An 11,996-nucleotide genomic window follows, 5' to 3' on the forward strand; every position below is an offset into this window, starting at 1 on the left:
AGCCGCCTACTTGATCACGCCGCAAGCGGCGCGCGCGCCGGCGCCGCCGATCGGTTGGCTCTTGTGGTCGTCGGGGCTGGCGTGGACGACGATCGACGAACCGTCGGTGTCCAGCAGAGCCGGACGGCCGCCAGCGCCCTTCAGCGACACCAGGGTCGAATAGGCCTCGGCCGTGGCCACGCCGTCGGCGTTTGCGAAGACGTTCGGCAGGTCGCCGCTGTCATTGGCGTCGGGGTTCAGCAGGCCGTGGATCGTGGTCGCGGCGGTGTGAACGTGAGCGCCGGCCGACTTGAAGTCCGGTGCGCCGCAGTCGCCCTTTTCGTGGAAGTGGACGGCATGCCAGCCCGGCGTCAGGCCCTTCAGTTCGAACTTCAGCAGCACGCCGTGCGGGGCCTCGGTGACCGTCACCACGCCGGCGTCCTTGCCGTCGCCGGTCTTGACCACGGCGGTCGCGGAGGTCTGGGCCAGAGCGGGCGAGGCGGCCAGGAGAGCGGCGAGGACGAGCGTGGTCGCGGCGGGGAGGCGGATCATGCGTTTTTCCTTCGGATTCAAGCGAACAGGGGATCGGGAAGCGCCCGGAAAGGTGGCGCCTTCCTCGTGCCAATGCTAACTGTTTTCGACGGTTCCGTGTCCGATTCTGACGGCGAAAAATCCCCTTGAGCGACGATCAAAACACTCTCCCCCCTGACGCTTCGGGCGGGGACGTAGCGCCCATCAACATTGAGGACGAACTGCGTCGTTCGTATCTCGACTATGCGATGAGCGTGATCGTCAGCCGCGCTCTGCCAGATGCGCGCGATGGTCTGAAGCCGGTGCACCGGCGCGTACTGTTCTCGATGCACGAGCAGGGCCAGACGCCGGAGCGTCCATACGTCAAGTCGGCCCGCGTGGTCGGTGACGTCATGGGTAAGTATCACCCACACGGCGACGCCTCGATCTACTTCACCCTGGTCCGCATGACCCAGTCGTTCTCGATGGGCCTCGTCCTCATCGACGGCCAAGGGAACTTCGGTTCGGTCGACGGCGATATGCCGGCCGCCATGCGTTACACGGAATGCCGCATGGCCCCGCCGGCCATGTCGCTGCTGGCCGATCTGGACAAGGACACGGTCGATTTCGCCGACAACTACGACGGCAAGGAGCAGGAACCGACCGTCCTGCCGGCCCGGATTCCAAACCTGCTGGTCAATGGCGCGGGCGGCATCGCCGTCGGCATGGCCACCAACATCCCGCCGCACAACCTCGGCGAAATCATCGACGCCTGCCTGCTGCTGATCGACGAGCCGGACGCCACCACCGACCAGCTGCTGGACCTGGTGCCCGGCCCCGACTTCCCGACGGGCGGCGAGATCATCGGCCGCGCGGGCCCGCGCCAGGCGCTGCTGACGGGCCGCGGCTCGGTCATCATGCGCGGCGTCGCCAGCGTCGATGAGATCCGCGCCGGCCGCGAAGCCATCATCGTCACCGAGATTCCGTATCAGGTGAACAAGGCCAACCTGGTCGAGCACATCGCCGAGCTGGTCCGCGAGAAGCGCATCGAAGGCATCGCCGACATCCGCGACGAGTCCAACCGCGACGGCATGCGCATCGTCATCGAGCTGAAGCGCGACGCCTCGGGCGAGGTGATCCTGAACCAGCTGTACCGCTTCACGGCGCTGCAGAGCTCGTTCGGCGTCAACATGCTGGCCCTGAACCGCGGCCGTCCCGAGCAGATGGGCCTGCACAAGCTGCTGCAGCTGTTCGTCACCTTCCGCGAGGAAGTGGTCGTCCGCCGGACCAAGTTCGAGCTGGGCAAGGCCCGTGATCGCGGCCACGTGCTGGTCGGTCTGACCATCGCCGTCGCCAATATCGACGAGTTCATCCACATTATCCGCTCGTCCAAGGATCCGACCGAGGCCCGCGAGCGCCTGGTGGCCAAGTCCTGGCCGGCCGGCGACATGCTGCCGCTGGTCGAGCTGATCGCCGATCCGCGCACCCTGCAGGAAGAGGGCGGGCTGATCCGCCTGACCGATGAGCAGGCTCGCGCCATCCTGGCCCTGACCCTGTCGCGTCTGACCGGCCTGGGCCGCGAGGAAATCGGCAACGAAGCCACCGCCCTGGCCGAAGCCATCCGTGGCTATCTGGACCTGCTGTCGGACCGCGCCAACATCATGGCCGTGGTCCGCGAGGAGCTAGTCGAGGTGCGCGAGCGCTTCGCCATCCCGCGCCGCAGCCAGCTGGTCGACGGCGACGCCGACATGGAAGACGAGGACCTGATCGTCCGCGAGGACATGGTCATCACCGTCACCATGAGCGGCTACGTCAAGCGCACGCCGCTGGCCAACTACCGCACCCAGCACCGGGGCGGCAAAGGCAAGTCGGGCATGGCGACCAAGACCGAGGACGCCGTCACCCGCGTGTTCTCGGCCTCGACCCACGCCCCGCTGCTGTTCTTCACCTCGGGCGGCAAGGTCTACAAGCTGAAGGTCTGGCGCCTGCCGCAAGGCGCCGCCAACTCGCGCGGCAAGGCGTTCGTGAACCTGCTGCCGATCGAGCCGGGCGAGACCATCACCTCGATCCTGACCCTGCCGGAGGATGAAGCCACCTGGGGCGGCCTGGACGTGATGTTCGCCACCCGCTCGGGCAGCGTGCGCCGCAACAAGCTCAGCGACTTCGTGGACGTCCGCCGCAACGGCAAGATCGCCATGAAGCTGGACGAAGGCGACGGCATCGTCGGCGTCTCGGTCTGCAACGCCGACCAGGACGTGCTGCTGACCACGGCGGCCGGGCGCTGCATCCGCTTCTCGGTCGACGAGGTGCGCGTGTTCGCCAGCCGTGATTCCACCGGCGTGCGCGGCGTGAAGCTGGCCGGCGAGGACAAGGTCATCTCGATGGCCGTCCTGCGCAGCGTCGACGCCACTCCGGCCGAACGCGCCGCCTACCTCAAGCACCAGCGCGCCATGCTGCGCGCCGCCGGCGAGGAGGGTGACGACGCCCCCGCCGCCGTGGAGGAGGGCGAAGAGGACGGCGACGAAACCACCTTGACGCCGGAACGCATCGCCGAACTGGGCGCGGCCGAGGAAATCCTGCTGACGGTGTCGTCGGAAGGCTTCGGCAAGCGCACCAGCGCCTATGACTTCCGTCGCACGGGTCGTGGCGGCCAGGGCCTAGCGGCCCAGGATCTGAGCAAGCGCGGCGGCCGTCTGGTGGGCTCGTTCCCGATCGACGACAGCGACCAGATCCTGCTGGTCACCGATCAAGGTCAACTCATCCGGGTGCCGGTCTCGCAAATTCGTGTTGCAGCGCGGAATACTCAGGGCGTAACCATCTTCCGCACCGCGCAGGACGAGCATGTCGTCAGCGTCGAGCGCCTCGCCGATTCCGGCGGAGACGACAACCAGGGCGAGGACAGCGGGGCGGAAGAGACCCTGTAATCCCTCGAACCCTTAGACGAAGGGGGCTGCATGCGGGTTGGGCTTTATCCCGGGACCTTCGATCCCGTCACCAACGGTCACCTCGACATCATCGGTCGGGCCGTGAAGCTGGTCGACAAGCTGGTGATCGGGGTGGCGGTGAACATCGGCAAGGGGCCGCTGTTCTCGCTGGAGGAGCGGGTCGCCATCCTGGAGAAGGAAACGGCGCACCTGACCAAGATCGCCACGATCGAGGTCCGACCGTTCGAGAGCCTGCTGATGCACTTCGCCCGCGAGGTGGAGGCCCAGATGATCGTGCGCGGCCTGCGGGCCGTGGCCGACTTCGAATACGAATTCCAGATGACGGCGATGAACCAGCAGTTGGATCGTGAGATCGAGACCGTCTTCCTGATGGCCGATCCGCGCCACCAGGCGATCGCCTCGCGACTGGTCAAGGAGATCGCGGCCCTGGGCGGCGACATCGGCAAGTTCGTGCCCGCCGGCGTGGCCGAGCAGCTGCTGGCCAAGGTCGGCAAGGCCTGATCGACGAAATCTCGGCTGGGTGGTGTCGGAACACCGCCCGGTCGTTCGTCCTCGGGACAGCAGCCCGGAGACAGCCATGACCCCGACCATCACCGCCTTCAAGACATCGCCCGATCGTGGCCGGGGCCTTGCGCGCGACATGGCCGTCCGCTGGGCGCTGGAGGAGGTGGGCCAGCCCTACGACGTGCGCCTGGTCACCTTTCCCGAGATGAAGGCCCCCGCCCACATGGCGGTGCAGCCGTTCGGCCAGATCCCGACCTATGAGGACGGCGACCTCGTGCTGTTTGAGTCGGGCGCCATCGTTCACCACATCGCTCAGAACCATGCGGGCCTGCTGCCGGACGATGCCGATGGCCGGGCCCGGGCGCTGACCTGGATGTTCGCCGCGGTCAGCACCGTGCAGCCGCCGGTCGTCGAGTTCGGCATGGCCACGATCCTGGAGCGCGACAAGCCGTGGTTCGCGGCGCGCCAGCCGATGCTGGAACAGGCTGTCCGCACACGCCTGGATCAGCTGACCGCTCGACTGGGCGAGGCCGACTGGCTGGACGGCGACTTCAGCGCCGGCGACCTGATGATGGTGGTTGTGCTGCGCCGCCTGGGATCGTCCGGGATCCTCAACGACTATCCGACCCTCTCGGCCTATGTCGCCCGCGCCGAGGCGCGGCCGGCCTTCCAGCGCGCCTTCGACGACCAGCTCTCGGTCTTCAAGGCAGCGTCGGAAGCGTAGCCGTCGCCCCGTTCCGGCCGGAATCGTGCGGTTGAACGGTCGCCGCACTTGTCGGGGCGGCCGTGGCGTTCTACGCCGACCCCGACTGTTCTGTTCGGGGATTTCGATGAAGCTCGCCATGACCGCCGCCGCCCTGGCGCTCGTCGCTACGACGGCAACGGCCCAGACTGCCTCCGACTGGCGTACGCCCGACCCGAACAACGTCATCGTCGTCGAGACCAACAAGGGCCGGATCATCGCCGAGCTCGACCCGGTCGCCGCCCCCAAGCACGTCGAGCGCGTGCGTGGCCTGGTGAAGAGCGGCTTCTATGACGGCCTGACCTTCTTCCGTGTCATCAGCGACTTCATGGCCCAGACGGGCGACCCGCAGAACACCGGCGCGGGCGGCTCGGATCAGCCGAACCTGACGGCCGAATTCAGCTTTCGTCGCGGCATGGACCTGCCGCTGGGCGCGGGCTTCAAGGCGGGCAGCACCGAACTGGGCTGGATCGGCGCGCTGCCGGTGTCGAGCCAGAACTCGGCCCTGGCCGTGATGACCGCCGACCGCAAGGTGGCCAGCTGGGGCAACTTCTGTCCGGGCGTGCTGGGCATGGCCCGCGCCGGCGATCCGGACAGCGCCAACAGCCAGTTCTTCTTCATGCGCCAGGCCAACAGCTCACTGGACAAGACCTACACCGCCTTCGGCCGTGTGCTGTCGGGCCTGGACGTCGTGCGCAACATCAAGACCGGCGAGCCGGTGCCGGACCCGCAGGACAAGATGATCAGCGTCAAGATGCTGGCCGACCTGCCGGCCGACAAGCGTCCCTCGGTCCAAGTGATGGACACGCGCGGCGCGGCCTTCAAGGCGTTGGTGACCAAGCGTCAGGGCGAGATGGGTCCCAGCTTCACCAATTGCGACGTCGACGTGCCCGTGCAAGTTAAGTGACATGACCTTCTCGCGCGCGCTCCTGGCCGGGCTTTGCCTGGCGACGATCACCGGTCCGGTCCTGGCGGCGACGCCCTCGGCCCCGACCAAGCCCACCGAGGCTGACTGGCGGACGCCGGCGCCCGAGACGGTGATGGTAATCGACACCAACAAGGGGCGTGTGCTGGTCGAACTGGTCCCGGACGTCGCGCCCAACCACGTGTCGCGGCTGCAGGAGCTGACCCGCGCGGGCGTCTATGACGGCCGCACCTTCTTCCGGGTCATCGACAAGTTCATGGCCCAGACGGGCGATCCGACCAATACGGGCGAGGGCGGTACGGACAAGCCCAACCTCAAGGCCGAGTTCACCTTCCGCCGCGGCGGCGACACCGGCTTCGTGCCGATGGCCGCGCCGGCGGGTCTAGAGGTCGGCTATGTGAAGTCGCTGCCGGTCGTCAGCCAGGGCTGGGCCTGGAGCGACATGACCGCCGACAAGAAGGTCTCGGCCTGGGGCACCTATTGCCCCGGCGTGATCGGCATGGCTCGCGACGAGGACAACAACTCGGCCAACAGCCAGTTCTTCCTGATGCGTCAGCCCTATCCGTCGCTGGACAAGCGCTACACGGCCTTTGGCCGCGTGATCAGCGGCCTGGACGCGGTGCGCGCCATCAAGACCGGCGAGCCCGTTCCGGCGCCGCAGGATCAGATGCAGAAGGTTCGTCTGCTGTCGGACATTCCCCCGGCGGAACGCCCCAAGGTGCGGGTGATCGACCCGAAGGGGCCCTGGTTCGCGGCCGAGACCAAGCGTCTGCGCACCCTGAAGGGCGCCGACTTCTCGGTGTGCGATATCGATCTTCCGACCGAGGTTCGCTGAGGCCTTACCGGTTTCTGGGCTCAAACTTGGTTCACAGGCGGGCGTGAACCGCGCTAGAAGCGCGTTCACAACACTTGTCATCCAAGGGAAGACCATGTCGGCCGATCTCGAAAACACCCTGATCCTGACCCTCGAGAGCGGTCCGGTCACGATCAAGCTTCGTCCCGACCTGGCCCCCGGCCACGTGGCGCGGATCAAGGAACTGGTGCGTGAAGGCTTCTACGACGGCGTCGTCTTTCACCGCGTGATCCCGGGCTTCATGGCCCAGGGCGGCGATCCGTCGGGCACCGGCCGTGGCGGTTCGGACAAGCCGGACCTGAAGGCCGAGTTCAACGACGAGCCGCACGTGCGCGGCGTGGTCTCGATGGCCCGCACCCCGAACCCGGACTCGGCCAACAGCCAGTTCTTCATCGTCTTCGACGACGCCACGTTCCTGGACAAGCAATACACCGTCTGGGGCCAGGTGACCGAAGGCATGGAAAACGTCGACGCCCTGCCGAAGGGCGAGCCGCCGAAGGCTCCGGGCAAGATCGTCAGCGCCAAGATCGCCGCCGACGCCTAAGCGTTCAGCGCCATCGTTCTGGAACGGCCTCGGACCTCGTCCGGGGCCGTTTCTATTTGGGAGCTCGACGCAGCGTCGTCACGATCGGCCGGTGGTCCGAGCCCAGGGCCGGGCCGCGCTCGACGGTCACCGCGTACCACTCATTGCCGGCATAGACGTGGTCGATCGGCAGGAACGGGGCGGGGGCGACCATCACGCGCGAGAACTTGCTGGCCGGCCACGAGGGGATGGCGCGGGTCCAGCGACGCAGGCCGATGGCCTTGTCCTGGCGCTTCAGGGTGAACGACCAGGGCGTGGAGTTGAAGTCGCCGGTGACGATGGCGCTCTTGCGGTCGAAGCCCGAGACCAGCTTGATCAGCTTGCGGCTCTGGCCCTGCTGGATGCTGGCCGGCACGGGCCAGGTGTAGTGGACGCCCACGACGGTGAACGGGCCCTTGGCGTCGGCCAGGGTCGCCCAGGCGCCGGACAGGTACGGCCGCTCCAGCGGCATGCCGCCGCGCGCGATCATCTTCTTGCGTGAGAAGATCCAGGTCTCGCACTTGGAGACCTTGTCGCAGGAGGCAAACGGATAGGCGGTCTTCAGCGCCTGGATGGCCGGCACGGCGTCTCCCGAGCCCTCCTCGACGATCACCACGTCGGCGTCCTGGGCCAGGACCCAGGCGAGGCTCTTCTCGGGCGTCTTGTTGTCGTGCCAGATGTTGAACTGCACGATCTTCAGGTCACTGGCCGCCGGGGTGGCCGGCTTGAAGCGCCAGGCGGACCACAGCTCGGGCAGCATCAGCACCGAGCAGGCCAGCACCGTGGCCGCGCCCAGTCCGACCATCACCCAACGCTCGCCGCCGCGCGCGAAGGCGCCGCCCAGCACGACCGCGCCGACGCCCATCAGCAGCCACAGCGGGGCTGCGTGGGTGAAGGCGTCCAGCTTGTCGCTGAAGGCGCCGCCCAGGCAAACGGCCGCCATGCCAAGACCGACAAGGCCCAACATCAGGGCGGTGCCGCGAACGAGAAGGCTCAGGAGCTGGACGATCAGGCGCATGGGTCGCCCATATCATGGGTCCGTGAAGGATGCCTTGCCGACTCTTGGGCCTACTCGCCCGGATGATAGAAGAAGCTGAGGTTGCGGATCCTTTCGGCGCCGACCTGCAGGGATCCGGTGAACACCCGCTTCGGCGAGCCGCCGTTCGGGCCCGTGGCGCGGGCCGTCTTGTAGGCGGCCAGGTCTGGCGTCAGCTCCAGCACCACCTCGCCCAGGCGGGCGTGCTTGGCGCGGAACAGCAGGCCCTTGCCGTCGACGCGGTAGCTGTCCGGCATCACCCGGATGCTGACCGTGTGATAGGTCTGGCCCAGCTCATTCTCGCCCGTGGGGCTGGTGACGTCGTCGAAGGCCAGGAAGATCGGGCCGTAGTTCTCGGGGCGCTTGCCCTCTTCCCAGGCGGCGAAATCCGAGGGCTGGCCGATATCCAGCGAGGTCAGTTTCCAGTCGCCCGACTGCACGGCCGTTTCAGTGAAGTAGAAGCCGGTCAGCTCGACGGCCGGGTCGTGCTGGAAGTTGGCGGCCGAGGCGTCAGCGGTCGCCGACGTGGCGACCGTGCGGGTTTCGGCTGGCGAGGCGGGGGCAGGGTCCTTCTTGGCCTCGCAGGCGGCGAGCAGCACAAGCGGCGCAAGCATGGGAACCAGCAAGCGTTTCATGGTGATCTTCCCCCGAAGACTGTTGTTCTGCGAAATCATGCGGCCGACCCGCCAAGGTTGTCTATCCGCCTCGCGTGACGGCGTATGTCTTGACGTCCTGAGCCCATCGTGCGCTTGAAGCCCGCCCATGCGCCTTTCCGACTTCGATTTCGACCTTCCCGAGGACCGTATCGCCCTGCGCCCGGCCGAGCCGCGCGACGCCGCGCGCTTCCTGGTCGTCCGTCCGGGCCAAGCGCTCGCCGACCACGTGGTGCGCGAGTTGCCCGACTTCCTGCGCCCCGGCGACGCCCTGGTGTTCAACGACACCCGCGTGATCCCCGCCCGCTTGGCCGGCCTGCGCGAGGGCCGCACGACCGGCGGCGCCGACGGCACGCCGGTGGCCGTCGAGGCCACCCTGCACCGCCGCGTCTCGCCCAGCCGCTGGAGCGCCTTCATGCGCCCGGGCAAGCGGCTGAAGGTCGACGACCGCGTGGCGTTCGGCAGCCGCGACGACCGCGCCTGCGAGGGCGACCGCCTGGACGCCACCATCGCCGAGAAGCACGAGGGCGGCGAGGTCGTGCTAAGCTTTGACATCTCCGGTCCCGACCTCGACATCGGCATCGCCAAGCACGGCGACATGCCGCTGCCGCCCTACATCGCCGCCAAGCGGGGCGAGGACGAGCGCGACCGCGCCGACTACCAGACCGTCTACGCTCGCGAGGACGGCTCGGTGGCCGCCCCGACCGCCGGCCTGCACTTCACGCCGGGCCTGCTGGAGGCGCTGAAGGCCAAGGGCGTCTCGTTGCACTTCGTCACCCTGCACGTGGGGGCGGGGACCTTCCTGCCGGTCAAGACCGACGACCTCTCCGACCACAAGATGCACGCCGAGTTCGGCGAGGTGACCCAGGAGGTCGCCGACGCCCTGAACGCGGTCCACGCCGCCGGCGGCCGCATCGTCTGCGTCGGCACCACGTCCCTGCGCCTGTTGGAAAGCGCCACGGGCGAGGACGGCATCGTTCGTCCTTTCGCCGACGAAACGGCCATCTTCATCACGCCCGGCTACCGCTTCCGCGCCGCCGACGTGCTGATGACCAACTTCCACCTGCCCAAGTCGACTCTGTTCATGCTGGTCAGCGCCTTCGCCGGCCAGGCGACGATGCGCGCGGCCTACGAGCACGCCATATCGACGGGCTACCGCTTCTATTCCTACGGCGACGGCAGCCTGCTGTTCAAAGACGAGGCTTAGCGATGGCGTTCCCCTTCGAGATCAACGCCACCGACGGCAAGGCTCGCACCGGCGTCCTGAAGACCCCGCGCGGCGACATCCGCACGCCGGCCTTCATGCCCGTTGGCACCGCCGCGACGGTCAAGGCCATGACCGTCGACCAGGTCAAGGACACCGGCGCCGACATCATCCTGGGCAACACCTATCACCTGATGCTGCGGCCCTCGGCCGAGCGGGTGGCGCGCCTGGGCGGCCTGCACAAGTTCATGCGCTGGGACAAGCCAATCCTGACCGACAGCGGCGGCTTCCAGGTCATGAGCCTGTCGGGCATCAGCAAGCTGACCGAGGAGGCCGTGACCTTCTCCAGCCACGTCGACGGCTCCAAGCACGTGCTGACCCCCGAGCGCTCGATCGAGATCCAGGCCGACCTGCTGGGCAGTGACATCGTCATGCAGCTGGACGAGTGCGTCGCTTGGCCGGCCGAGGAGGCAAGGGCGCGCAAGGGCATGGAGCTCTCCGCCCGCTGGGCCCAGCGCTCGAAGGACGCCTTCGGCACGCGCGACAGCCAGGTGCTGTTCGGCATCCAGCAGGGCTCGACCTTCGAGAACCTGCGCCGCGAGTCCTCGGACCGCCTGCGCGAGATCGGCTTCGACGGCTACGCCATCGGCGGTCTGGCCGTCGGCGAGGGCCACGAGGCCATGTGCGACGTGCTGGACTATGCGCCCGGCCTGCTGCCCGAGGATCGTCCGCGCTACCTGATGGGCGTCGGTAAGCCGATTGACCTGGTCGAGGCGGTGGCGCGCGGCGTCGACATGTTCGACTGCGTCCTGCCCACCCGCTCAGGCCGCCACGGCCAGGCCTGGACCTGGGACGGGGCGATCAACCTCAAGAACGCCAAGTTCGCCGAGGACGAAAGCCCACTGGACCCGGACAGCGACTGCCCGGCCAGCCGCGACTATTCGAAGGCGTATCTGCGCCACCTGTTCAAGGCCGAGGAGATCCTGGGCCAGGTGCTACTGTCCTGGCACAACATCGCCTTCTTCCAGGCGCTGACGGCGGCCATGCGCGCGGCGATCGCCGAGGGCCGCTTCGAACAGTTCCGCCGCGACTTCCGCGCCCGGCACCTGAACGAAGGCTAGTCGCGGGGCCCTTGAGGCACCGTCGGCGCCTCTTCCTTGAAGATCGGGAAGCGGGGCTTGAGCGGGCCGTAGCGATCGCGCGGCGGCGGCATGCCCGGATCTACGACCACCGGCGCGGTGGGCGGCTTGTGCTGCGGCGTGGCCGGCGGATTGCAGCCGCGCGCCTCGCCCAGGCCCTTCAGATAGGCGCGGCGGACATTGCCCGAGGTGATGGCGCTCTGCACCAGCCGATCGTGGCGCTCGGCCCCGGTCAGCTTCCGCACCCAGCCACGCATTGGGATCATGTCTTGGGCCGTGCTGGCGATCGCCCCCAGCGCCGCCTGGCCGGCCGCCTTGCGGCCCCGGTCCATCAGGTCCTCGCCCTCGACCGGCGGATTTCGGTCGATATCCTCGCCGAGAGCGCTGTCCAGCGGCCCGACCAGCGCGATCAGGGTTCGGCAGTCGGCCTGGGCCGGACGCTGATAGGGATCGTCCATCGCCTCCAGCAGCACGCGCGGGATCTTGGTGCGGACGATGTTCACATCGCGCAGCGGCGCGCTCATGGCCCCGGAGATGCCGTCGCGGTTGGCCTCCGAGGTCGACCTGATTCGTCCGTCGTCGGTGGGTTCGACTGGGGTTTCCTGCTGTTGGGGAGGGGCGCCCAGTAGCGGCGGAGCCTCTTGCCGCTGGCGCGCCTCGGCCGTTCCGACCGCGGCCGCGCCGCAAAAGACCGCCAAAAGCAAGGTTCCACGCATGACTCACCCTAACCCGCCCACAGCTTTGCCGTCATCCATCGGAAAAACGGCGAAACCATGCTTGCGACGCACGAGCCCCCCGCCTATGGTCCGCGCCGCTTCCAACCGGCGCCCGCCGGACGTTAGCGGGCCGGTAGCTCAGTGGTAGAGCATTCGACTTTTAATCGAATGGTCGTGGGTTCGAACCCCACCCGGCCTACCAATTTCCTCGTGAAATTCCGCACCATC

At 67.9% G+C, this 11,996-nt stretch carries 12 protein-coding genes and 1 tRNA gene; 9 read left to right on the forward strand and 4 right to left on the reverse strand.

The features are described from left to right. Nucleotides 1–6 precede the first annotated feature (6 nt). Complete coding sequence (gene sodC, locus AC07NI_RS03480) at nucleotides 7–531, reverse strand: superoxide dismutase[Cu-Zn] (RefSeq protein WP_494616281.1); 525 nt, start codon at nucleotides 529–531, stop codon at nucleotides 7–9. Nucleotides 532–656: 125 nt separating this feature from the next. Here sodC and gyrA point away from each other — a divergent pair, with 125 nt between their 5' ends. The 6 genes from gyrA (at nucleotide 657) to AC07NI_RS03510 (ending at nucleotide 7,002) form a co-directional block, all read left to right on the forward strand. Then, entirely contained in the window at nucleotides 657–3,413 is a 2,757-nt protein-coding gene (gene gyrA / locus AC07NI_RS03485; RefSeq protein ID WP_494616282.1) for a DNA gyrase subunit A, read from the forward strand. A gap of 30 nt (nucleotides 3,414–3,443) precedes the next feature. Beyond that, nucleotides 3,444–3,935 (forward strand): pantetheine-phosphate adenylyltransferase, encoded by a 492-nt coding sequence (gene coaD, locus AC07NI_RS03490; protein ID WP_494616283.1) that lies wholly within the window; start codon nucleotides 3,444–3,446, stop codon nucleotides 3,933–3,935. Between the two features lie 76 nt (nucleotides 3,936–4,011). Beyond that, nucleotides 4,012–4,662 (forward strand): glutathione S-transferase family protein, encoded by a 651-nt coding sequence (locus AC07NI_RS03495; RefSeq protein ID WP_494616284.1) that lies wholly within the window; start codon nucleotides 4,012–4,014, stop codon nucleotides 4,660–4,662. A 106-nt stretch (nucleotides 4,663–4,768) separates the two neighbouring features. Next, nucleotides 4,769–5,587 (forward strand): peptidylprolyl isomerase, encoded by an 819-nt coding sequence (locus AC07NI_RS03500; protein WP_494616285.1) that lies wholly within the window; start codon nucleotides 4,769–4,771, stop codon nucleotides 5,585–5,587. A gap of 1 nt (nucleotide 5,588) precedes the next feature. Then, entirely contained in the window at nucleotides 5,589–6,440 is an 852-nt protein-coding gene (locus tag AC07NI_RS03505) for a peptidylprolyl isomerase (protein WP_494616286.1), read from the forward strand. A gap of 94 nt (nucleotides 6,441–6,534) precedes the next feature. Continuing rightward, nucleotides 6,535–7,002 (forward strand): peptidylprolyl isomerase, encoded by a 468-nt coding sequence (locus AC07NI_RS03510; RefSeq protein ID WP_494616287.1) that lies wholly within the window; start codon nucleotides 6,535–6,537, stop codon nucleotides 7,000–7,002. Between the two features lie 52 nt (nucleotides 7,003–7,054). Here AC07NI_RS03510 and AC07NI_RS03515 read toward each other — a convergent pair whose 3' ends face one another. Further along, nucleotides 7,055–8,038 (reverse strand): endonuclease/exonuclease/phosphatase family protein, encoded by a 984-nt coding sequence (locus tag AC07NI_RS03515; RefSeq protein ID WP_494616288.1) that lies wholly within the window; start codon nucleotides 8,036–8,038, stop codon nucleotides 7,055–7,057. Nucleotides 8,039–8,088: 50 nt separating this feature from the next. Further along, nucleotides 8,089–8,691: a hypothetical protein gene (locus AC07NI_RS03520; RefSeq protein WP_494616289.1), complete on the reverse strand. Its 603-nt coding sequence runs from the start codon at nucleotides 8,689–8,691 to the stop codon at nucleotides 8,089–8,091. Between the two features lie 127 nt (nucleotides 8,692–8,818). Between AC07NI_RS03520 and queA the strand changes: the two genes are divergently transcribed. Next, nucleotides 8,819–9,916 carry a tRNA preQ1(34) S-adenosylmethionine ribosyltransferase-isomerase QueA gene (queA, locus tag AC07NI_RS03525; RefSeq protein WP_494616290.1) on the forward strand — a complete coding sequence of 366 codons (1,098 nt, stop codon included), beginning with the start codon at nucleotides 8,819–8,821 and terminating at the stop codon, nucleotides 9,914–9,916. Between the two features lie 2 nt (nucleotides 9,917–9,918). Continuing rightward, on the forward strand, nucleotides 9,919–11,034 hold the full coding sequence (gene tgt / locus AC07NI_RS03530; protein ID WP_494616291.1) for a tRNA guanosine(34) transglycosylase Tgt: 1,116 nt from the start codon (nucleotides 9,919–9,921) through the stop codon (nucleotides 11,032–11,034). Here the strand turns inward: tgt and AC07NI_RS03535 are convergent. After that, on the reverse strand, nucleotides 11,031–11,768 hold the full coding sequence (locus AC07NI_RS03535) for a hypothetical protein (RefSeq protein ID WP_494616292.1): 738 nt from the start codon (nucleotides 11,766–11,768) through the stop codon (nucleotides 11,031–11,033). The genes tgt and AC07NI_RS03535 overlap by 4 nt on opposite strands. A gap of 127 nt (nucleotides 11,769–11,895) precedes the next feature. On the opposite strand from AC07NI_RS03535, the gene AC07NI_RS03540 reads away from it, so the two are divergent. Beyond that, nucleotides 11,896–11,970 (forward strand) — tRNA-Lys (locus tag AC07NI_RS03540). Nucleotides 11,971–11,996 lie beyond the last annotated feature (26 nt).

The organism is Caulobacter sp. GW821-FHT10E02 (assembly GCF_059415225.1).